At 71.8% G+C, this 21,733-nt stretch carries 22 protein-coding genes; 15 read left to right on the plus strand and 7 right to left on the minus strand.

The features are described 5' to 3' along the window. The first annotated feature begins 14 nt into the window (after window positions 1-14). The gene (gene mgrA, locus ASD18_RS05880; protein ID WP_056087979.1) at window positions 15-1,040 is read left to right on the plus strand and encodes an L-glyceraldehyde 3-phosphate reductase; all 1,026 of its coding nucleotides are present in this window, start codon (window positions 15-17) and stop codon (window positions 1,038-1,040) included. A gap of 10 nt (window positions 1,041-1,050) precedes the next feature. Here mgrA and ASD18_RS05885 read toward each other — a convergent pair whose 3' ends face one another. Continuing rightward, the gene (locus ASD18_RS05885; RefSeq protein WP_056087983.1) at window positions 1,051-2,127 is read right to left on the minus strand and encodes a LacI family DNA-binding transcriptional regulator; all 1,077 of its coding nucleotides are present in this window, start codon (window positions 2,125-2,127) and stop codon (window positions 1,051-1,053) included. A 189-nt stretch (window positions 2,128-2,316) separates the two neighbouring features. Further along, window positions 2,317-3,324, minus strand: coding sequence for an NADP-dependent oxidoreductase (locus ASD18_RS05890; RefSeq protein WP_056087985.1), 1,008 nt, complete (start codon window positions 3,322-3,324; stop codon window positions 2,317-2,319). 190 nt (window positions 3,325-3,514) lie between these two features. Here ASD18_RS05890 and ASD18_RS05895 point away from each other — a divergent pair, with 190 nt between their 5' ends. From ASD18_RS05895 to ASD18_RS05905, 3 genes are all read left to right on the plus strand, one after another. Continuing rightward, window positions 3,515-5,284, plus strand: coding sequence for an Ig-like domain repeat protein (locus ASD18_RS05895; RefSeq protein WP_056087988.1), 1,770 nt, complete (start codon window positions 3,515-3,517; stop codon window positions 5,282-5,284). Between the two features lie 110 nt (window positions 5,285-5,394). After that, on the plus strand, window positions 5,395-6,372 hold the full coding sequence (locus ASD18_RS05900) for a phosphotransferase enzyme family protein (RefSeq protein WP_056087989.1): 978 nt from the start codon (window positions 5,395-5,397) through the stop codon (window positions 6,370-6,372). After that, complete coding sequence (locus ASD18_RS05905) at window positions 6,369-6,848, plus strand: nucleoside deaminase (protein ID WP_056087990.1); 480 nt, start codon at window positions 6,369-6,371, stop codon at window positions 6,846-6,848. Before ASD18_RS05900 ends, ASD18_RS05905 begins: the two co-directional genes overlap by 4 nt. Here ASD18_RS05905 and ASD18_RS05910 read toward each other — a convergent pair whose 3' ends face one another. Continuing rightward, window positions 6,849-7,667 (minus strand): hypothetical protein, encoded by an 819-nt coding sequence (locus tag ASD18_RS05910; protein WP_156387904.1) that lies wholly within the window; start codon window positions 7,665-7,667, stop codon window positions 6,849-6,851. It abuts the gene before it with no gap. Window positions 7,668-7,729: 62 nt separating this feature from the next. On the opposite strand from ASD18_RS05910, the gene ASD18_RS05915 reads away from it, so the two are divergent. Continuing rightward, window positions 7,730-8,137: a YkvA family protein gene (locus ASD18_RS05915; protein WP_056091664.1), complete on the plus strand. Its 408-nt coding sequence runs from the start codon at window positions 7,730-7,732 to the stop codon at window positions 8,135-8,137. A 6-nt stretch (window positions 8,138-8,143) separates the two neighbouring features. Here ASD18_RS05915 and recQ read toward each other — a convergent pair whose 3' ends face one another. Continuing rightward, the gene (recQ, locus tag ASD18_RS05920; protein ID WP_369817250.1) at window positions 8,144-10,159 is read right to left on the minus strand and encodes a DNA helicase RecQ; all 2,016 of its coding nucleotides are present in this window, start codon (window positions 10,157-10,159) and stop codon (window positions 8,144-8,146) included. Between the two features lie 114 nt (window positions 10,160-10,273). On the opposite strand from recQ, the gene ASD18_RS05925 reads away from it, so the two are divergent. The 4 genes from ASD18_RS05925 to ASD18_RS05940 are packed head-to-tail and all read left to right on the plus strand — an operon-like array spanning window position 10,274 to window position 12,946. After that, on the plus strand, window positions 10,274-11,059 hold the full coding sequence (locus tag ASD18_RS05925; protein WP_056087995.1) for an SDR family oxidoreductase: 786 nt from the start codon (window positions 10,274-10,276) through the stop codon (window positions 11,057-11,059). Window positions 11,060-11,069: 10 nt separating this feature from the next. Continuing rightward, the gene (pyrE, locus tag ASD18_RS05930; RefSeq protein WP_056087998.1) at window positions 11,070-11,639 is read left to right on the plus strand and encodes an orotate phosphoribosyltransferase; all 570 of its coding nucleotides are present in this window, start codon (window positions 11,070-11,072) and stop codon (window positions 11,637-11,639) included. A gap of 13 nt (window positions 11,640-11,652) precedes the next feature. After that, window positions 11,653-12,330, plus strand: a complete 678-nt coding sequence (locus tag ASD18_RS05935) for a DUF3137 domain-containing protein (protein ID WP_162251731.1) — start codon at window positions 11,653-11,655, stop codon at window positions 12,328-12,330. A gap of 46 nt (window positions 12,331-12,376) precedes the next feature. Further along, window positions 12,377-12,946, plus strand: coding sequence for a LemA family protein (locus ASD18_RS05940; protein ID WP_056088003.1), 570 nt, complete (start codon window positions 12,377-12,379; stop codon window positions 12,944-12,946). On the opposite strand, the gene ASD18_RS05945 is transcribed toward ASD18_RS05940, so the two are convergent. After that, window positions 12,947-13,687, minus strand: coding sequence for an HAD-IIA family hydrolase (locus tag ASD18_RS05945; RefSeq protein WP_056091671.1), 741 nt, complete (start codon window positions 13,685-13,687; stop codon window positions 12,947-12,949). Between the two features lie 41 nt (window positions 13,688-13,728). Then, window positions 13,729-14,460 (minus strand): VTT domain-containing protein, encoded by a 732-nt coding sequence (locus ASD18_RS05950; RefSeq protein ID WP_056088007.1) that lies wholly within the window; start codon window positions 14,458-14,460, stop codon window positions 13,729-13,731. Window positions 14,461-14,657: 197 nt separating this feature from the next. Between ASD18_RS05950 and ASD18_RS05955 the strand changes: the two genes are divergently transcribed. The 6 genes from ASD18_RS05955 (at window position 14,658) to fbaA (ending at window position 21,210) form a co-directional block, all read left to right on the plus strand. After that, on the plus strand, window positions 14,658-16,025 hold the full coding sequence (locus ASD18_RS05955) for an extracellular solute-binding protein (RefSeq protein WP_082573573.1): 1,368 nt from the start codon (window positions 14,658-14,660) through the stop codon (window positions 16,023-16,025). A gap of 17 nt (window positions 16,026-16,042) precedes the next feature. Continuing rightward, window positions 16,043-16,990: a carbohydrate ABC transporter permease gene (locus ASD18_RS05960; RefSeq protein ID WP_056088009.1), complete on the plus strand. Its 948-nt coding sequence runs from the start codon at window positions 16,043-16,045 to the stop codon at window positions 16,988-16,990. Then, the gene (locus ASD18_RS05965; RefSeq protein WP_082573575.1) at window positions 16,990-17,919 is read left to right on the plus strand and encodes a carbohydrate ABC transporter permease; all 930 of its coding nucleotides are present in this window, start codon (window positions 16,990-16,992) and stop codon (window positions 17,917-17,919) included. Before ASD18_RS05960 ends, ASD18_RS05965 begins: the two co-directional genes overlap by 1 nt. Continuing rightward, window positions 17,919-19,454, plus strand: a complete 1,536-nt coding sequence (locus ASD18_RS05970) for an alpha-N-arabinofuranosidase (RefSeq protein WP_056088010.1) — start codon at window positions 17,919-17,921, stop codon at window positions 19,452-19,454. Before ASD18_RS05965 ends, ASD18_RS05970 begins: the two co-directional genes overlap by 1 nt. Before the next feature lie 22 nt (window positions 19,455-19,476). Further along, window positions 19,477-20,103: a TrmH family RNA methyltransferase gene (locus ASD18_RS05975; protein ID WP_235522274.1), complete on the plus strand. Its 627-nt coding sequence runs from the start codon at window positions 19,477-19,479 to the stop codon at window positions 20,101-20,103. A gap of 81 nt (window positions 20,104-20,184) precedes the next feature. After that, window positions 20,185-21,210: a class II fructose-bisphosphate aldolase gene (gene fbaA, locus ASD18_RS05980; protein ID WP_056091679.1), complete on the plus strand. Its 1,026-nt coding sequence runs from the start codon at window positions 20,185-20,187 to the stop codon at window positions 21,208-21,210. Window positions 21,211-21,254: 44 nt separating this feature from the next. Here the strand turns inward: fbaA and ASD18_RS05985 are convergent, their stop codons facing one another. Then, the gene (locus tag ASD18_RS05985; RefSeq protein WP_056088016.1) at window positions 21,255-21,674 is read right to left on the minus strand and encodes an STAS domain-containing protein; all 420 of its coding nucleotides are present in this window, start codon (window positions 21,672-21,674) and stop codon (window positions 21,255-21,257) included. Between the last annotated feature and the right edge of the window lie 59 nt (window positions 21,675-21,733).

Raw genomic sequence — 21,733 nt, forward strand, 5'->3', positions numbered from 1 at the left:
GATAGCGTTGTCTCATGCCCTTCGCTGCCGACGACGCCCGCTACGACTCGATGACCTACCGCCGTACCGGCCGCAGCGGGCTGGACCTGCCCGCGCTGTCGTTGGGCCTGTGGCACAACTTCGGGGACACCACCCCGCTGGACACCCAGCGGGCGGTCCTTCGGCGGGCGTTCGACCTGGGCATCACGCACATCGACCTGGCCAACAACTACGGCCCGCCGTACGGGTCGGCCGAGGAGAACTTCGGCCGGATCCTGGCCTCCGACCTGCGCCCGTACCGCGACGAGCTGGTCATCTCCTCCAAGGCCGGCTACGACATGTGGCCCGGGCCGTACGGCGACGGCGGCTCGCGCAAGTACCTGCTGTCCTCGCTGGACCAGTCCCTGGCGCGAATCGGCGTGGACTACGTCGACATCTTCTACTCCCACCGCCCCGACCCGTCGGTGCCGATCGAGGAGACGATGGGCGCCCTGCACACCGCGGTGACCAGCGGGAAGGCCCTGTACGCGGGCATCTCGAACTACTCCCCGGCGCAGACCCGGACCGCGCAGCAGGTGCTGGCCGACCTGGGCACCCCGCTGCTCATCCACCAGCCCAGCTACTCGATGTTCAACCGGCACGTGGAGAACGTGGCCGAGGGTCAGACCGAGAGCCTGCTCGACGTCGTCGGGGACCTGGGGATCGGCGCGATCGTGTTCTCCCCGCTGGCGCAGGGCCTGCTCACCGGTCGCTACCTGTCGGGCGAGGTCCCGAAGGACTCCCGCGCGGCCGTCGGCCACTTCCTCAAGCCGACCGCGCTGTCCGAGACCTACCTGTCCCGCGCGCGGGCGCTGAACGAGATCGCCGCCGGTCGCGGGCAGTCGCTCGCGCAGCTGGCCCTGTCCTGGGTGCTGCGCGACGACCGGATCACCTCGGCACTCGTCGGCGCCAGCTCGGTCGCCCAGCTCGAGGACAACGTCAAGGCGCTGAGCGCCCCGGCGCTGACCCCGGACGAGATCGCCGCGATCGAGCCCCACGCGGTCGACGGCACCGGCCGCTGACCGCCGCCGCTCAGACGGTGGCCGGGGGCGCGGTGCTCTCGCGGACCACCAGCTCGGTGGCCAGGTCGATGCGCGGGTTGCTCGGCGCCTCGCCGCGCGCCATGGCCAGCACCATCCGCGTGGCGGTGGCGGCCATCTCCTGGAGCGGCTGGTGGATGGTCGTCAGCGGGGGGCCGATCCACTCCGTGAGCGGCAGGTCGTCGTAGCCGACGATCGACAGGTCCTCGGGCACGCGCAGGCCCAGCTCGCGTGCCGCGCGCATGACGCCGAGCGCCTGGAAGTCGGAGCCGGCGAAGATCGCGGTCGGGCGGTCCGGCCGGTCGAGCAGGTCCATCCCGTGCGTGTAGCCGCCGCCGACGAAGAAGTCGCCGTACCGGACCAGGGACGGGTCGACGGTGATGCCGGCCTCGTCGAGGGCGGTGCGGTACCCGTCGATCCGGGCGCGGCTGCACAGGACGTCGACCGGTCCGGAGATGACCGCGACCCGCCGGTGCCCGAGCCCGAGCAGGTGCCGGGTCGCGGCGAGGCCGCCCGCCCAGTTGGCGGACCCGACGGTGGGGACGCCTGCGGGCTGCTCACCGGCGGTGTCGACGACGACGAACGGGATCGACCGCGTCTCCAGCTGACGTCGCTGAGCGGGGTCCAGGTCGGACAGGACGAGGATGACGCCGCGTGGCCGGCGGGCGAGGACGTCGTCGAGCCACTCCTGCCGGGGCCGGTGCGCTCCGCCCAGCTCGGAGAGCACGACGCCCATCCGCGCCGGTCCCGCCACCGACTCGACGCCCTTGATGATCTGCACGGCCCAGCCGGCGTCGAGCTCGTGGAAGACGAGGTCGAGGAGTCCCGGGCCCGTCTGCGAGCGTGCCCGGCGGCGGCGGTACTGGTGGCGGTCGATGACCTCCTCGACCCGGGCACGCGTGACGGCGGCGACGTCCGTCCGGCCGTTCAGCACCTTCGACACCGTGGGGATGGACACGCCCGCCTCGGCCGCGATGAGGGCGATCGTGGCCGCGGTCCCGGGGAGGTCGGGGGCGGTGGCGACGTCGTCGTGGTCGGCGGCGGCGTTGTCCGCGCTGGTGGTCGTCATCAGGGAGGTCCGGTCTGCTCGTCGCAACTATCGGGCCGAACGTAACACCGACGACGGGTGTCGCCCAGGTGTACGACCGGAACTCACCCGCTCTGGGACGGGAGTCGTGTGCCGGGGTGTCGACAACGATCCATGCGTCCGGCAGCCCAATCTGACAGGTGTCGGCAGCGGGCTCGATACTTTCGTGCGCTACCGGTGCTCCACCCGCACGAGCGTCTTGCCGGTCGTCTCGCCCCGCATCATCGCCAGGAACGCGTCGACCGCGTGGTCCAGGCCGTCGACCACGGTCTCGTCGTACGCGATCTTCCCCGTCGTGAACCACTCGCGCATGTCCGCGACGAACGCGGGGTAGTGCTGCGTGTGGAACGGGACGGTGAACCCGCGCAGGGTCAGCCCCTGCTGGATGATCCGCGCCATGTTCCGCGGACCCGGCTGCGGGTGCTCGTCGTTGTACCCGGAGATGGCGCCGCACACCGCCACCCGCCCGTCACGGCGCAGGGCGCCGATCGCCGCCTCCAGGTGCACGCCGCCGACGTTGTCGAAGTACACGTCGATCCCGTCGGGCGCGGCAGCCCGGAGCTGCCGGAACACGTGCCCGTCCCTGTAGTCGAAGGCGGCGTCGAACCCGTACCGCTCCTGCACCAGCGCGACCTTCTCCGGCGACCCGGCGGAGCCGATCACCCGTGCGGCGCCCTTGAGCCTCGCGATCTGACCCACCATCGACCCGACCGCACCGGCCGCCCCGGACACGAACACCACCTCGCCGGGCTGCATCCGCGCGATCTGGAGCAGGCCGACGTGCGCGGTGAACGCGGTCATGCCGAGCACCCCGAGGTACGCGGAGAGCGGCACGCCGTCGTCGACCACCCGGAACTGCGCGGCGTCCCCCTGCGCGACGTCGCGCCACCCGAGGTCGTGCGTGACGGCGGCCCCGACGGGCACGTCCGCCGACGTCGACTCCACGACCCGGCCGACCGCGCCGCCGGTCATCGTCGCCTCCAGGGCGAACGGCGCGACGTACGACTCGGCGTCGTTCATCCGACCCCGCATGTACGGGTCCACCGAGAGGAACTCGTTGGCGACGCGGACCTGGTCCGTCCCGAGATCCGGGAGGTCGACCGTGACGGTGCGGAAGTCCTCGGGCACCGGCCACCCCTGCGGCCGTCGGACGAGCTGGACCTGCGTGCTGGTGGGCATCCGCCGAGTCTGCTCCCGATGCCCGACTCAGGCCACGTCGCGGCGGACGTCACGGGGTTCGTGGTCGCGCCCTGAGCGTCCCCAGTCGTGTCCCGCGGTCGGGTGGGCGAAAGCCCCACGACGGGAGCTGAGGTGCCCTAGGGTCGGCGTCGTCACGCTGCCGTGGGCGCGACCTCTCGAAGGAGCACCGATGCGCTCAGCGCCGTCCCGCCTCGGGACCACCCGACGTCCGACGCTGCAACGGGTGCTGGCGTTCGCCGCCGTCGTCGCGATGGCTGCCGTCACCGGCACGGCGGGCGCGACCGTCGCGGAGGCCGCGGCGCCGGACTGGACGATCACCGTGACGGTCGCCGCGGAGGCTGTGCTCGTGGGTGAACCGGTGGTGGCCACCGCGACCGTCTCGGCTGAGGACGCCCCAGGCGCCGTGCCGACCGGCGACGTCCTGTTCGACCTCGGCGGAGACAGCGACCAGATCCCGGTCCCGATGGTGGACGGCGTCGCGACGATCGAGCTGGACGACCTCGCTGTGGGCCCGTACACCGTCTGGGCGGTCTACTCGGACAACGGCTCTTGGCCGGCCCTGGGGTGGGCTTACGTGTCGGTGATCGAACGCGTGGCCCCCGTCATCAACGAGGTGCGGCCCGCGGTCATCGGGTCGGGCGGTCAGCGCGTCCAGCTGTACGGCTCGCACGTCCGCGGCACCTCGACCGTCACGTTCGACGGGGTTCCGGCCGCCAATGTGACGGCCAACGACTACGTCGTCCAGTTCGACGCACCCGCTCATGCCCCCGGCCTAGTCCCGCTGGTGGTGACGACCCCGGCAGGCAGCTCGACCCCCGTCTCCGTGCGGGTGGTCGACTCGAGTGACGGCGTGGTCGCGATCGCGCCGGCGCGGTTCCACGAGGGGATGCCGGGAAGCTCCTTGGAGAACTGCATGCCGATCCCGCCGACGGCCGGGGTCCCCGGCGGGGCGTCCGGAGTGATCGTCAACGTCACCACGGCGGGCGCGACCGGGCTGGGGTATGTCCAGGTGTACCCCTCTGCCGGTGGTTACCCCGTGCCCACCTCCTCGACGGTGAACTTCGAGCCCGGCCGCGACGTCGCGAACACCGCCTTCGTCGCACTGCCCGAGAACGGCTCGCTCTGCTACCGCGTCGTGGGCGCGCACGCCACCGTGATGCTCGATGTCACGGGGTTCGTCATGCCCGGCTCGGGTGTCGAGCTGCAGAGCCCCGTCCGGCTCCTCGACACCCGCACGTCCGGGCCCGTCCCTCCGGGGACGGTCCAGACGGTGCAGGTGGGTGGCCACGCCGGGGTCCCGGCCGACGCCGCGGCGGTGATCGTCAACGCGACCGTCACGGGCGTCAGCGGGGCCGGGAACCTGCGGGTCTTCCCCGCCGGCCAGCCGGTCCCGAACGCTTCGGTCGTCAACTACGCGCCGGGCAAGGACAAGGCGAACCTGGCGATCGTGCCGTTGTCCTCGTCGGGCCAGATCTCGTTCCTCTCCGACACGGGCGGGTCCACCGCGCACGTGATCCTCGACGTCGCCGGCTACGTCACCGCCGGGAGCGTGCTCCAGGGCACGGGCCCGACGCGCGTCCTCGACACGAGGAGCGGAGCCGGGCACGTCGGCGCCGTCTCTGGTCCGCTCCAGGCGAGGAAGGCGTACACCGTCGAGGTGCCGGCCGCGCTGGTGCCCGTCGGGTCGACGTCGGTGGTCCTCAACGTCACCGCGATCGGGCCGAGCGGGCTCGGCAACCTGCGGGTCTACCCGAGCGGGTCGGGAGCCGTCCCTGAGATCTCGACCGTGAACTACATCCCGGGGCGCGACATCCCCAACCTCGTCGTGGTCGCCCTTCCGGACGCCGGCCCGGCGACCGTGACCCTGTACTCGGACATGGCGACGGGAGGGACGGTCCACGTCGCCGCGGAGGTCGCCGGGTTCGTGGTCGCTCGATGAGCGCGCCCGAGCACCGTCGCGGGTGACCAGGATCCGCGACGTGTGCTGCGCGCCACTGCGCGCGGGGAATCACCGTGACCCGCGCGGGCGGTCGACGCGAGGATGCCCGGGTGCTTCCTCTCTCCGAGATCGCGCGCATCGACGCCACCGTCGACGCGGACTGGCGCAGCCCGGTGGCCGACACGGTCGCGGCCGCGTGGGGGATCGCCCCCGGTGCGGCTCGGTGGAAACGGTCCAGCGCGACCCACGTCTTCGTCGTGCCGCCCGACGTCGACCCGCGCGGCGTGATGTACCTCCGGTTCGTCCCGGCGTCGCTCCGGACGGTCCGCCACCTGGAGGGCCCAGCGCGCCTCCTGTCAGCGTGGGCCGCTGCGGGCGGCGGGACCGTCGCGCCCGTGCCTTCTCGTGCCGGCCGGCTCGTCGAGACGGTCCCGACCCTGCTGGGAGACGTGCACGCCACCGCCGTGCCTGCGGCTCCCGGCGTGGAGCGTGAGCTCGAGGACCTGACCCCTCGGCTTGCGGAGTCCTGGGGTGCCGCGCTGGCTCACCTGCACCGGGACGCCCCGCCGCTGGGTGCCGACGACGAGCCGCCGCCGGTCGACCTCGACGCCCTCGAGCGTGACCCCGCCGTGCAGCAGGCCGCACGCGCCGTCCTGGCGGAGGTCGACCGGGCCGGCCACCCCCGGGGCACGTTGCACGGCGACTTCGAGCTGGACAACATGCGCTGGAGCGACGGCGTCCCGACGGCGTTCGACGCCGACGAGGCACGGACCGGCCCGTTCGTCGAGGACATCGCCGCCGCGGTCCGCGACCTGGTCGGTGACTCGCCCGGGCACGTCGAGCAGCCCGCCCTCCTCGCGGCGTTCCTGACGGGCTACCGAGGTGTGCGGCCCCTCGGGGACGACGAGGAGTCCGCGCTCGAGCTCCACAGCGCCGCCGTCGCGGTCCGCCTGCTGGTCGCCATCGCCCACGTCGGCGACGACACCGTGGCCGACGAGCCGGCGTGGTCGAGGGACCTGCGCGCCTCGCTCGTCGCGCACCGGCGAGGGTTGCGCGCGCGAGTCCTGGCCGCGACGGTGGGCCGATGACGCTCACCGAGGCCGATCTCACCCACCTGCGTCGGGCCGTGGACCTCGCCCGCGAGGCGCTCGACGACGGCGACGAGCCCTACGGCTCCGTGCTGGTCGACGCCGCCGGGCGGGTCAGGTTCGAGGACCGCAACCGCGTCAAGGACGGCGACGAGACCCGGCACCCGGAGCTCGAGATCGCCCGCTGGTCGGCGAACCACCTGACGCCCGAGGAGCGCGCCGCGTCGACGGTCTACACGTCCGGCGAGCACTGCCCGATGTGTGCGGCGGCCCACGCCTGGGTCGGCCTGGGCCGGATCGTCTACGCGACGTCGTCGGCGCAGACCGGCGCCTGGCTCGCGGAGTGGGGCGTCCCCGCTGCTCCGGTCGCGGCGCTCCCGATCACCGTGGTCGCGCCAGGCATCCCGGTCGAGGGCCCGGTCCCCGAGCTCGCCGACGAGGTCCGTGAGCTTCAGCGCCGGAGGTTCGGCGTCTGATCAGGGCACGTTGACGGTGTCGTCGAGCCAGCCGAGCGAGTCGGTCTCGGTCACCTCGACGACCTCCAGGTCCGACGCCGCGAGCAGGTCGTCGACCAGCTCCCGGCTCCCGCCGACGACCGTCGAGTCGAGGTCGACCTCGGTCGCCAGGCACCAGCTGCGGTCGTCGGGCCAGAGCAGGTTCGGTGTGCGCCACCCGGGCCGGAACGGGTCGACGTCCGCCCGCGCGCGACCGTCGGCCAGAGCCTCCAGGTCGCTCGGCCGGGCACGGAACAGCACGTACGCGCGGTGCGGGAGCTCGAGCTTCGGACCGTGCAGAACCTCGGGCGCCAGGTCCGGGGGAGCGGGACCCAGCGCGGGGGGCTCGCCGATCCACGCGACGAGCTGCATGCCGCCCTCCCAGCTGGTGCCCTCCCAGAACGCCACCACCAGGTCACCGACGGTGTGCCGGCCGAGCACCTCCGCCAGGGTTCGGAGCTCCGTGGCCCCCAGCGATCCCTCCGCGGGCTCGCCGCCGGTCCACTCACCGGGCTCGGCGACCCGCTGTCCGAGCGGCCGGGCCTGGGGAGCATGCAGGTCAGGCCGCCTCGCCACCCGCCACGACTGGGCGGTGGGATGCACCACGCGACCGGTCGCCGCCGCGACCGCGGACCACGTCACCGGGACGTCGTCGGCGTCGTACATCGGGTGCAGGACGCGCGCGTACGCCGCGAACCCGCGGGGCACCAGGGATCCCACCGCCGCCCCGAACGGCCCCAGCCGCGGGCGCAGCCAGTCGCCCACCCGCGGGTCACGCTCGTACCGGAACATGTCTGGCATCCAAGCAGGACGTGTCCAGCAGATACGTGCTCGTACGCTGGCGATCGACGAACGGGGTGGCGATGCCGGGCTGGGCCTGGACGGTGGTGGGCGTCGTCGGCGGCGTGCTCCTGCTCTGGTCGGCCCTCGTCGTCGTGCTCTGGGCCACGCGACCCGACGAGCTCCGCCTGCGGGACCTGCTGCGCCTGCTGCCCGACGTGATCCGGCTGCTGCGCCGGCTCGCCGGCGACGCGGCGCTGCCCCGCGGGGTGCGCGTCCGGTTGTGGCTGCTCCTGGGCTATCTCGCGATGCCCATCGACCTGGTGCCCGACGTCATCCCGGTCATCGGGTACGCGGACGACGCGATCGTCATCGCGCTGGTGCTCCGGTCCGTGGTGCGCCATGCCGGACCTGATGCGGTCGTGCGTCACTGGCCGGGCACCCCGGACGGTCTGGCCGCGCTGCGGCGGCTCGCCGGGATGCTCGACTGAGGCCGGTCAGGCGGGTTCGCCCACGCCGGCCAGCGCCGCCAGCAGTCCCGGTCCGTGCCGCTCCAGCTTCGCCGCGCCGATCCCGCTGATCCCGCCGAGAGCCTCCAGCGAGGTCGGCTTCTGCGTGACCACCTCGCGCAGCGTCGCGTCGTGGAACACCACGTAGGCGGGCACGCCCTGCTCCTTGGCGACGCCCGCCCGCCACGCCCGCAGGACCTCGAAGAGCTCGAGGGCGTCGTCCGACAGGTCCGCCGCTGCCGTCGCCCGGGCACCGCGCGTGCCCCGCGTGCGGACGACCTTCTCGGTCTCGCGCCGCAGCCGCACCTCGCGCGCGCCGCGCAGCACGTCCGCACTGTCCGGCGCCAGCCGCAGCGTGCCGTACCCGTCGGTGTCGACCCCCAGCAGCTCCATCGCGAGCAGCTGCCGGACCACCCCGCGCCACTCCCCGTCGGACAGGTCCTGCCCGACGCCGAACGTCGACAGGTCCTGGTGGCCGAGCTGTGTCACGCGCGGGGTCACCTTGCCGCGCAGGATGTCGACCAGGTGCCCGACGCCGTACCGCTGCCCCCGCTGCTCCAGCCGGACGACGGTCGACAGCAGCTTCTGGGCAGCCACCGTCCCGTCCCACGACTCGGGCGGGGTCAGGCACGTGTCGCAGTTGCCGCACGGCTGCGACGGCTGACCGAAGTAGTTGAGCAGCTGGACGCGCCGGCACGACACGGTCTCGCAGAGCGCGAGCATCGCGTCCAGGTGCGCGGTGAGCCTGCGCTTGTGGGCGGCGTCGCCCTCGGACGTGTCGATCATGCGCCGCTGCTGCACCACGTCCGCCAGCCCGTACGCCAGCCACGCGGTCGACGGCAGCCCGTCCCGCCCGGCGCGGCCGGTCTCCTGGTAGTAGCCCTCGACGGACTTCGGCAGGTCCAAGTGCGCGACGAACCGCACGTCGGGCTTGTCGATGCCCATCCCGAACGCGATGGTCGCGACCATCACGATCCCGTCCTCGCGCAGGAACCTGCTCTGGTTCCGCGCGCGCACCTGCCGGTCGAGTCCTGCGTGGTACGGCAGCGCCGGCACGCCGTGGTCCACCAGGAACTGCGCGGTCTGCTCGACCGAGTTCCGCGACAGGCAGTAGACGATGCCCGCATCGCCCTCGTGCTCGGTGCGCAGCAGGTTCAGCAGCTGGTCCCGCGGCTTGTCCTTGGGCGCGATCCGGTACTGGATGTTGGGCCGGTCGAAGCTGGCGACGAAGTGCTTGGCGTCCCCCAGCTGCAGCCGCTGCGCGATCTCCGCGTGGGTCTGCTCGGTGGCCGTGGCGGTCAGGGCGATCCGGGGGACCTCAGGCCAGCGCTCGTGCAGCATCGACAGCTGCAGGTAGTCGGGCCGGAAGTCGTGCCCCCACTGGGACACGCAGTGCGCCTCGTCGATGGCGAACAGGGCGACCGTGCCGCGGTCCAGCAGCTCGATGGTCTCCCGCACGCGCAGACGCTCGGGCGCCAGGTACAACAGGTCGAGCTCGCCGGCGAGGTAGGCGTCCTCGACCTTCCGACGCTCGAACGACTGCTGCGTCGAGTTGAGGAACCCGGCGCGCACCCCGAGGGCGGACAGGGCGTCGACCTGGTCCTGCATCAGGGCGATCAGCGGCGACACGACGACACCGGTGCCCTCGCGGACCAGCGCCGGCACCTGGTAGCAGAGGGACTTGCCGCCACCGGTCGGCATGAGCACCAGCGCGTCGCCGCCGCGGACGACCGTGTCGATGATCTCGGCCTGCTCACCGCGGAAGGCGTCGTACCCCCAGACGCTGCGCAGCACCTCGGCCGCGGCGGCCAGCGCGGCCTCGGGCTCGAGCACCTGGGCGACCTCGCGGGGGATGTCCGGACGCGGGGGAGGAGCCGCACGGCCACCGCGCGACGGCGGGGCGGCGGGCTCGTGCTCCGGCGGGGCGGCGTCGTAGAACGGGTCGAACGGCGGCTCCTCGTCGAGAGGCCAGTCCGGCACGTCGCCACCCCACCCGTCAGTCACGCGCACACCCTACGTGCCGCCCCTGACGGTCCCGGTCGCGCCGTCCACAGGGCCGGACGGGGCCGGGACCTTCGGAACGCGCGCGAGGCCTGACCGCCTCCGTAGGGTGGGCCCATGGCAACCGCACTCATCACCGGGGCGTCGGCAGGGCTGGGCCTGGAGTTCGCCTGGCAGCTGGCCACGGCCAAGCACGACGTCGTCCTGGTCGCCCGCAACGAGGAGCGCCTGACGCGCCTCGCCGCCCAGCTCGAGGCCGCCGCGGGCATCCGCGCCGAGGTCCTCGTGGCCGACCTGTCCGTCCGCGCCGACGTCGAGCGGGTGGCCGACCGGCTGCGCGCCACCGAGCGACCGATCGGGCTGCTGGTGAACAACGCCGGCCTCGGGCTCAACCAGCGGTTCGTCACGGGCGACCTGGCCGACGAGGAGTCGGCGCTCGCGGTCATGGTCACGGCCGTCATGGTCCTGTCCCACGCTGCGGCGGGCGCCATGGTCGAGCGCGGCCGCGGGGCCATCCTCAACGTCGCCTCCGTCGCCGCCCTGCTCACCTCCGGCACGTACTCCGCGCACAAGGCCTGGGTGCGGGTGTTCACGGAGAGCCTCGCGGTCGAGCTCCGCGGCACCGGCGTCACGGCCACCTCCCTGAACCCCGGGTTCGTGCACACCGAGTTCCACGCGCGCGGCGAGATCGACATGACCGCGTACCCGGAGGTCGCCTGGCTGAACGCGGAGGACGTGGTGGCCACCGGCCTGGCCGACGTCCGTCGAGGTGCCGTCCTGTCGACGCCGAGCCTGCGCTACCGGACGCTCTCGGCGGCCGCGCGCATCGCCCCCCGGTCGGCCGTCCGCGCGTTCGGTCGCTACCGCCGGTCGTTCCAGGGCCAGGACGCGCCCGCCGAGTAGCCTGACCGCCGTGACTCTCTCCCCGACCCCTCGCGAGCAGCTGCTCGAGCTCATCAAGACCCTCGCGGTCGTGCACGGGAAGGTCACGCTGTCGTCCGGTCGTGAGGCCGACTACTACGTCGACCTGCGCCGCGTCACGCTGCACCACCGGGCTGCCCCGCTGATCGGTCACCTGATGCTCGACCGGCTCGAGGAGGTCGGGCTGGGCACGGCGGAGATCGACGCCGTCGGCGGCCTGACGCTCGGCGCCGACCCCGTCACGACCTCGCTCCTGCACGCCGCCGCGTCGCGGGGGCAGGACCTGGACGCGTTCGTCGTCCGCAAGGAGACGAAGGCGCACGGGATGCAGCGCCGCATCGAGGGACCGGACATCGCGGGCCGCAAGGTCGTCGTCCTGGAGGACACGTCGACCACGGGCGGATCGCCCATCGCCGCCGTCGAGGCCGCGCGCGAGGCCGGCGCCGAGGTGCTGGGCGTCGCCGTGATCGTCGACCGCGCGACCGGGGCGCAGGCCAAGATCGAGGCGCTCGGCGTGCCGTACCACTACCTGTTCAGCCTGGCCGACCTCGGCCTGGCCTGACGACGTGGAGGCCATGCTCTTCCTGCTCGTCGGGGCGGGCTTCGTCGCCGCCCTCGTGGTCGGCATGTGGTTGCAGCGCAAGCGGCACGCGCGGTTCCGCGAGTGGGCGGCGGCCATCGGCTGGACCTACGAGGAGTTCGACCGGTCCCTGATCGACCTGTCGCGGGACCAGCCCTTCGGCGTCGGCAGCAACCGCGCCGCGACCGAGGTCCTGCGCGGCACGTTCGACTCGCGGGCCGCGATGTCCTTCACCTACGCCTGGACCACCGGCAGCGGGAAGAGCCGGTCGACGCACCACGCGCACATCGTCGCCCTCGCCCTGCCTGCCTACCTGCCGACCGTCGAGGTCACGCCCGAGGGGCTCGGTGCCAAGCTGGCCAAGCTGGTGGGCGCCCGCGACCTGCAGTTCGAGTCCGAGGCGTTCAACCAGGCGTACCGCGTCGCGGCCTCCGACGCACGGGTGGGGCACGCGATCCTGCACCCCCGGCTCATGGAGCGGCTGCTGCGGGGGGACGCGCTCGGCAACGCCTGGCGGATCGAGGGCACCTGGATCCTGTCCTGGAGCTTCGGCACCACGGACCTCGACCGGCTGAGCTCCCGGTTGCAGCTCCTCGCGGCGGTCGTGCGTGCGATCCCACGGCACGTCTGGCTCGACCACGGGTACGACCCGGCGCCCGCGCCGACCCTCTAGCCGACGCTACGATCGCCTGACCCGCCCGACCTCCGAGAGGCCTGCTGTGAGCACCGGTGTCATCGTCCTGATCGTCATCGCCGTGATCGTCGTGATCGCCCTCATCTGGGCTGTCACCACGTACAACGGCTTCGTCCGGCTGCGGAACCTGGTGCAGGAGGCCTGGCGGCAGATCGACGTCGAGCTGCACCGTCGCCACGACCTCATCCCGAACCTGGTCGAGTCGGTCAAGGGCTACGCGGCCCACGAGCGCGGCGTGTTCGACGAGGTCGCGCGTGCCCGCGCCGCCGCCGCCAGCCCGGGCGCCGGCCCGGCCGAGCAGGCCGCGCAGGAGAACCAGCTGACGCAGGCCCTCGGACGGCTGTTCGCGGTGGCCGAGGCCTACCCGGTGCTGCGCGCCAGCGAGAACTTCCAGCAGCTGCAGCTCGAGCTCACCAACACCGAGGACCGCATCGCCGCGGGCCGCCGGTTCTACAACGCGAACGTGCGGGAGCTGAACACCAAGGTCGAGTCGTTCCCGCCGAACGTCATCGCGAACATGTTCCACTTCGTGCGGGCCGAGTACTTCGAGGTCGACGAGCCCAGCGTGCGCGCGGCGCCCGAGGTCAGCTTCTAGTCAGACCCGCTCGATCAGGTCCTGCACCGAGTCGAGGATCTCGGTCGGCCGGAACGGGAAGCTCTCCACGTCGGCCAGCCGGGTGGACCCGGACAGGACCAGGAACGTGCGCAGCCCGGCCTCGATCCCCGCGACGACGTCGGTGTCCATCCGGTCGCCCACCATCACGGTGGTCTCCGAGTGGGCGTCGATCCGGTTGAGCGCCGAGCGGATCATCATCGGGTTGGGCTTGCCGACGAAGTAGGGCTGCCGACCGGTCGCCGCGCTGATCATGGCGGCGACCGCGCCCGTGGCCGGCAGGTCGCCGTCCGCGGACGGGCCGGTGACGTCGGGGTTGGTGGCGATGAACCGCGCGCCGCCCTGGATGAGCCGGATCGCCTGCGTGATCGCCTCGAAGGAGTACGTGCGGGTCTCGCCCAGGACCACGAAGTCGGGCTTCGCGGCGGTCAGCGTGTAGCCGGCCTCGTACAGCGCGGTGGTCAGCCCCGCCTCGCCGATGACGTACGCCGAGCCGCCGGGCATCTGGTCGGTGAGGAACTGCGCGGTGGCCAGGGCGGAGGTCCAGATGGCCTCCTCGGGCACGTCGATCCCGGACGCGGACAGCCGCGCGCGCAGGTCACGCGTGGTGAAGATCGAGTTGTTCGTGAGGATGAGGAACGGGCGCTCGCCCTCGCGCAGGGCCTTGATGAACTCCGCGGCGCCGGGCAGCGCGGTGCCCTCGTGCACGAGGACGCCGTCCATGTCGGACAGCCAGGAGCGGATCTCCCGCGGGCCGTGGTGGGTCACGCGTCGAACGCCTTGCGCTCGACGGCCTCGCGCTCGGCCTGCTCGTCGTACCGCGCGTCGCGCTCCTCGGGCTGGGCCCCCTTGCGACGGGCGCGCAGGAGCTCGATGCCGATCGGGATCACCGAGATGAGCACCACCACGATGAGCAGCGCCTCGATGTTCTCCTTGATGAACGTGAAGTTGCCGAGCCAGTACCCGAGCAGGGTCACGCCGACGGCCCACAGCAGCGCACCGACCACGTTGTACGTGACGAAGAAGCGGTAGCGCATCCCGCCGACGCCCGCGGCGACCGGTGCGTACGTGCGCACGATGGGCACGAACCGGGCGACGATGATCGTGCGGCCGCCGTACTTGTCGAAGTAGGCGTAGGTCTGGTCGATGTACTTCTTCTTGAAGAACCGCGAGTCCGGCTTGTTGAACACCTTCGGGCCCACCGTGCGACCGATGAGGTAGCCGGTCTGGTCACCCAGGAACGCGGCCAGGAACAGGACCAGGCAGAGCACCCAGATGTTGATGTCCAGCGTGTCCTGGGCCACGAGGGCGCCGGCGGTGAACAGCAGCGAGTCACCCGGCAGGATCGGGAACAGCAGGCCGGTCTCGATGAAGATGACGACGGCGATGCCGATGAGCGCAGCCGCCCCGAACGACTCGATCAGGTGGTCGGCGTTGAGGAAGTCAGGCCCGAGGGCCATGACCGGTCCGGCGGCCAGTGCGGTCGTCATCAGCATGCGCCCAGCCTACGGCGCCGTCCGTGGGCAGCCGGTGGGCGGGATGTGCGGACCGTGTGAGTCGCCAGTCCCCGGGCGTGGGCGCCTCCTGTTGCTGCCCTGTTGCAACGATGTAACGATGCGAATCGGGCACGGTGACGCTGCCGGGCCTGCACACCGACGATGACGTCAGGCGTGTCTCACGAAGGAGTGAGGGCATGGCACCGCACCACTTCTCGCGGCTGCGCACGGCCGCCGACGTACCCCCGCCGCCCGGTCCGGGGCTCACCCGCCGTCAGATGCTGATGGGCTCGTTGGCCGCCGTCGGGGGCGTGGCCGCCGCGTCGGCGCTCGCCGGCTGCGCACCGACGGCCTCCGCGAGCGGCCTCAGCCAGCTCGCCTACTGGCACCTGCTCAGCGGAGGCGACGGCATCAACATGGCCGGCCTCGTCGACAAGGTGAACGCGCTCGACCACGGGTACGAGGCCACGCAGACCGTGCTGGCCTGGGGCGCGCCGTACTACACCAAGCTGGCCATGGCGAGCGTCGGAGGACGGTCGCCCGACGTGGCGATCATGCACGCGTCGCGCGTGGCCGGGTACGCGCCCGGTGGCCTGCTCGACCCGTGGGACCTGGACCTGCTGGCGGAGTTCGGGGTGCAGGAGTCCGACTTCCTGGAGCGCGTCTGGGCCAAGGGCGGGCTCGACGGCCAGCAGTTCTCGATCGCCCTCGACTCGCACCCGTTCGTCATGATGTACAACCTCGACATCGCCGAGCAGGCGGACGTCCTGGGGCCCGACGGGCAGCTGGCGCCGATCGAGAGCCCGGACCAGTTCCTCGAGGTCGCCCGCGCGATGCAGGCGGTGACCGGCAAGCACGGCCTGTCGTACGGGTACCTGGGCGACGGCGCCCAGATGTGGCGGCTGTTCTACACGCTGTACAAGCAGCACGACGCCGAGTTCGACCTGTCCGGCAAGACGGCCGTGGTGGACGAGGACGCCGCGGTGGAGTCGCTCGAGTTCATCCAGCAGCTGCTCGACGGCACCATCTGCACGCCGAGCGGCGACTACGGCACGGCCGTCTCGGAGTTCATGTCCGGCGAGAGCGGGCTGTTCTTCACCGGCGTGTGGGAGCTGCCGACCGCCAAGAACTCGGGCCTGCCGATCGACGCCCAGCCCATCCCGACCCTGTTCGGCACCCCGGCGGCGTACGCCGACTCGCACGCGTTCACGCTGCCGCACCAGTCGAGCCCCGACCCGGAGCAGCGGCGGGCGAGCTACCAGTTCGTCGCCGACCTGCTGCAGAACTCGCTCGGGTGGGCCGAGGCCGGGCACATCCCCGGGTTCCAACCCGTCGTCCAGAGCGCGGAGTACCAGGCGCTCCAGCCGCAGGCGCACTACGCGGCCGCGGCGGAGATCCTCAACTACGACCCGGAGGCGTGGTTCACGGGGTCGGGCAGCGACTTCCAGAACTACTTCCTCGAGACCGTGCAGGGCGTCTACCTGGACGGGGCTGACCCGGCCGACGGCTTCGCCGCCTTCGTCCGCCGCGTGAACGTCCAGCTGGCCAAGCCGAACCCGGTGTGACCCGAAGGAGTCGGAACGTGTCCTCTGCAGCCGTCGACGTCACCGGCGCCCCGCCTCGCACCACGTCACCCGACGAGGTCCGGCGCGGCGAGCGCGAACGACGTGCCCGCGACAACCGCATCGGCTGGGCGTTCGTCGCCCCGTTCGTGGTCGTCTTCGTGATGTTCCTGATCTGGCCGCTGGTCCACGGCTTCTACCTGAGCTTCACCGGCGAGAGCATCACGGGTGCCGGCGGCGAGCTGATCGGGTTCGACAACTACGCCGAGGCCCTCGCGGACCCGATCATGTGGCGCTCGCTGCTGAACACGCTGTGGTTCACGGTGCTCTCCACGGTCCCGCTCGTGATCGTGGCGCTGATCCTGGCGCTGCTGGTGCACCAGGGGCTGCCGGGGCAATGGCTGTGGCGGCTCTCGTTCTTCATGCCGTTCCTGCTGGCGTCCACCGTCGCCGCGCAGTTCTGGATCTGGATGTACAACCCGCAGCTCGGCCTCGTGAACTACCTGCTCGGGGCGGTGGGCGTCGAGCAGATCGCCTGGCTGCAGGACCCGCAGTGGGCGATGCTCGCGGTCGTCCTCATGACCCTGTGGTGGACGGTCGGGTTCAACTTCCTGCTGTACCTGACCGCGCTGCAGAACATCCCGGAGCAGCAGTACGAGGCCTCCGCGCTGGACGGCGCGGGCCGGTGGCGCCAGCTGCGGTCGATCACCGTCCCGCAGCTGGGCCCGACGACGGTGCTCATCGTGATCCTGCAGATCCTGGCCTCGCTGAAGGTCTTCGACCAGATCTACATCATGACCCAGGGCGGACCCGGCGGCGTGACGCGTCCGGTCGTCCAGTACGTCTTCGAGGTGGGCTTCACCGGCTACCGGTTCGGGTACGCCTCGGCGATCGCGTACATCTTCTTCGCGATCATCGTCATCATCTCGATCGGCCAGATGCGGCTGACGACCCGGAGGGGTGTCTGATGACCACGACCGTCGCTCCCCAGCCCAACGCCGCCGCCCCGGGGCCGGTGCACAAGCAGCGTGGCCGGTTCGCCGACAAGGCGGGCCTGCGCATCGGCGAGCGGTTCGCCAGCCCCGGACGCATCGGCGCGATCGTCGCGCTGATCGTGCTCGCGGTGTTCTGGCTGCTGCCCTTCCTCTGGGCGGTCGCCACCTCGTTCAAGACCGAGACGTCCGCGGCGGCGACGCCCGTGTCGTGGCTGCCGCCGGACGGGTTCACCACCGAGGCGTACGCGAACGTGCTGCGCGAGGGCAACATCCCGCTCTGGACGTGGAACAGCCTGATCACCGCGACGGCGATCACGGTCATCACGCTCGCGGTGACCGCGCTGGCCGCCTACGCGTTCTCCCGGCTCGACTTCACGGGTCGGCGCTGGCTGTTCTGGGGGATCATCGCGTCGATCATCATCCCGCCGCAGGTGCTCATCGTCCCGCTGTTCTACGAGATGCTCACGCTCAACCTCGTGGACACGTACTGGGCCGTGATCCTGCCGCAGACGGTCCACCCGGCCATGGTGTTCATCCTGAAGAAGTTCTTCGACCAGATCCCGGTCGAGCTCGAGGACGCGGCACGCATCGACGGCGCCGGGCGCCTGCGGGTGTTCTGGTCGATCGTCCTGCCCCTGTCGCGGCCGATCCTGGCCGCCGTCTCGATCTTCGTGTTCATCGCGGCGTGGAACAACTTCCTGTGGCCGTTCATCGCCACCAGCGACTCGTCGCTGATGACGCTGCCCGTCGGGCTGCAGACCGTGAAGAGCGCCTACGGCCTGCAGTACGCGCAGGTCATGGCCTCGGCCGTGCTCGCTGCCCTGCCGCTGGTCGTGGTGTTCCTGTTCTTCCAGCGCCAGATCATCAAGGGGTTCGCCACCACCGGGTTCGGCGGGCAGTGATGACCCGCGCACGCGTCACGCTCGATCGCGACTTCGTCGTCGGACCGGTTCCCCCGCGGATCTTCGGGTCGTTCGTCGAGCACATGGGCCGGTGCGTCTACACCGGCATCTACGAGCCGGGGCACCCCGCGGCCGACGAGCACGGGTTCCGCCGGGACGTCCTCGACCTGGTCAAGGAGCTCGGCGCGACCGTGATCCGGTACCCCGGGGGCAACTTCGTCTCGGGGTACGCCTGGGAGGACGGGGTCGGTCCTGACCGGCCGCGGCGGCTGGACGGCGCCTGGCACACGGTCGAGACCAACGCGTTCGGGCTGCACGAGTTCGTCGACTGGTCGCGCATCGCCGGGGTCGAGGTCATGGAGGCCGTGAACCTGGGCACCCGCGGGGTCGAGGAGGCGCGCGCGCTGGTCGAGTACGCCAACCACCCCGGCGGCACCGAGCTGTCCGACCGGCGCCGCACGAACGGGCACGAGGAGCCGTTCGACATCCGCTTGTGGTGCCTGGGCAACGAGATGGACGGCCCGTGGCAGATGGGCGCCAAGACCGCCGACGAGTACGGCCGGCTGGCGCAGGAGGCCGCGAAGGCCATGCGGCTGGTGGACCCGCGGATCGAGCTGGTGGCCTGCGGCTCGTCGAACTCGGGCATGCCGACGTTCGGTGCGTGGGAGCAGACGGTCCTCGGGCACGCCTACGACGAGGTGGACTACGTCTCGCTGCACGCCTACTACCAGGAGCACGACGGCGACCACGCCAGCTTCCTGGCCAGCGCGGTGGACATGGACTACTTCATCGAGTCGGTCGTGGCCACCGCCGACGCCGTCCGCGCGCGCGGCAAGCACACGAAGCACATCGACCTCTCCTTCGACGAGTGGAACGTCTGGTACGCCACCGGCAAGGACACCGAGGACCAGCCGCACGTGATCGAGAAGGCGGGGAGCTGGCGCGAGCACCCGCGGATCATCGAGGACGAGTACTCGGTTACCGACGCCGTCGTCGTCGGCACCTTCCTCAACTCGCTGCTGCGGCACGGCGACCGCGTGAAGATCGCCAACCAGGCGCAGCTGGTCAACGTCATCGCGCCCATCCGCTCGGAGGAGGGCGGACCCGCGTGGCGGCAGTCGATCTTCTGGCCGTTCGCCCGGACGGCGGCGCTCGCCCGCGGGGTCGTGCTGCGGACCGCGGTGACGTCCGACCGGTACGACACCGCGAAGTTCGACGCGGTGGACCTGGTCGACGTGTCGGCCACGTGGGACGAGGAGCACGGCCGCGTCGCGCTCTTCCTGGCGCACCGGGGTCTCGACGAGGACGCCGAGGTGGCCGTCGACCTGCGCGGCTGGGCGGCGGGGCAGGTGACACGCGCCGAGGTGCTCACCGTGCCGGCCGGCGGCGACCGGCACACCACCAACGCACAGGACGCACAGGATCGGGTCGGCCTCGTGCCGCTCGACAGCGTGCGAGCCGAGGACGGGACCGTGAGCCTGCGGCTGCCGCCGCTGTCCTGGGCGGTCGTCGAGCTGGAGGTCACGCTCGCCTGACCGCCCCGTTACCGTGGCGCCCGTGGACGAGGAGCGCGAGCAGGTCGGTGTCGGCCCGTGGCAGGGCGAGTGGCCGTCGGACGAGCGCTACGACCCCGAGCTTCTGGCCGAGGGGGACCGCCGCAACGTCGTCGACCGCTACCGGTACTGGACGCTCGAGGCGATCGTCGCCGACCTGGACACCCGCCGGCACCCGTTCCACGTGGCCATCGAGAACTGGGCGCACGACCTCAACATCGGCTCCGTCGTCCGGACGGCCAACGCGTTCCTGGCCGCCGAGGTGCACATCGTCGGCAACCGCCGGTGGAACCGCCGCGGCGCCATGGTCACCGACCGCTACCAGCACGTCCGGCACCACCCGTCGGTGGCGGACCTGCTGGCCTGGGCCGCGGAGAGCGGTCTGCCGGTGCTCGGCGTCGACAACCTGCCCGGCTCCGTGGCGCTCGAGGGCTACCCGCTGCCGCGCGCGTGCGTGCTGCTGTTCGGCCAGGAGTCGGTCGGGTTGTCCGACGCCGCGCGCGAGGCCGCGGTCGACGTCCTGCACATCGCGCAGTTCGGCTCGACGCGGTCGATCAACGCGGGCGCGGCCGCCGCGATCGCGATGCACGCCTGGATCGCGCAGCACGCAGGTCCTCCCGTCCAGGGGTAGAACGTCCCGGCCGCACGACCCGGTGGGCGTGCCAGAATCGTTGCGATAACCCCTCCCCACTACGCGCAGGAGATGCTGCAGATGGCCATCGCCACCCCCGAGGTGTACGCCGAGATGATCGACCGGGCCCGGGCGGGCAAGTTCGCCTACCCGGCCGTGAACGTCACGTCGTCCCAGAGCGTCACCGCCGCCCTGCAGGGCTTCGCCGAGGCGGAGTCCGACGGCATCATCCAGGTCTCCGTCGGCGGCGCCGAGTACGCGTCCGGCGCGACCGTCAAGGACCGCGTCGCCGGCTCGCTCGCGCTCGCGGCGTACGCGGCCGAGGTGGCCAAGGGCTACCCGATCACCGTCGCCCTGCACACCGACCACTGCGCCAAGCAGAACCTCGACTCCTGGGTGCGCCCGCTGCTGGCGCTCGAGATCGAGCAGGTCAAGGCCGGCAAGCTCCCCACGTTCCAGTCGCACATGTGGGACGGCTCGTCCGTGCCGCTCGACGAGAACCTGATCATCGCCGAGGAGCTCCTGGAGCTCTCCGTCGCCGCCCGCACGATCCTCGAGATCGAGGTCGGCGTCGTCGGTGGCGAGGAGGACGGCCACACGGCCGAGATCAACGACAAGCTGTACACGACCGTCGAGGACGGCCTGGCCACGGTCAAGGCGCTCGGCTCGGGCGAGAAGGGCCGCTACCTGACGGCCCTCACGTTCGGCAACGTGCACGGCGTCTACAAGCCCGGTGCGGTCAAGCTGCGTCCGTCGATCCTCGCGGACATCCAGAAGGCCGTCGGCGAGGCCATCGGCAAGGAGAACCCGTTCGACCTCGTCTTCCACGGCGGGTCCGGCTCCACCGAGGCCGAGATCTCCGAGGCCGTCGACAACGGCGTCATCAAGATGAACATCGACACGGACACGCAGTACGCGTTCAGCCGTCCGGTGGCGGACCACTTCTTCCGCAACTACGACGGCGTGCTCAAGGTCGACGGCGAGGTGGGCAACAAGAAGGCCTACGACCCGCGCGCCTGGGGCAAGCTCGCCGAGGCCGGCATGGCCCAGCGCCTCGTCGAGGCCGCTCAGCAGCTCCGCTCGGCGGGGCACACGCTCGGCGCCTGACGACCAGCATGCGAAAGGCCCCCCTCGGGGGGCCTTTCGTGTGTCTAGCCCTGGCCGTCGCCGACCGGCTGGAACTGCGACTCGTCGCCCTCGACGACGTCGAGCAGCTCCCCGATCCGGGTGACCTCGAGCAGGAACCGCACGGTCGGCGGCACCCGCAGCAGCCTGACCCGGTGCTTGGACCGGATGGAGAGGCGCGCGAGGAACGCGACGCCCGACGAGTCCATGAACGTGACGTGGTGGGCGTCGACCTCGATGGGCAGGCCCACCTGCTCGGCCTCCGCGGTCGCCTCCTGCAGCTCTGCGCCGAGGTCGGCGTCGACCTCTCCTGAGAGCACGATCCGGGTGGCGTCGGTGCCGACGATGACGTGGACCGCGCCGGGCTCGCCGACGATCCCGGAGCCGGGCTCGGCGTTCGAGGCGTCCGCAGGCCCGTCGGGGATGGTGCTGTTACCGTCGCGCACGGTGCTCCTTTCGCTGACATCCGGCCAGGGCGGCGCCGGCTTCTCGACGACCTGCCTGT

This window comes from Cellulomonas sp. Root137 (genome assembly GCF_001426725.1).
GTDB lineage: Bacteria > Actinomycetota > Actinomycetes > Actinomycetales > Cellulomonadaceae > Cellulomonas.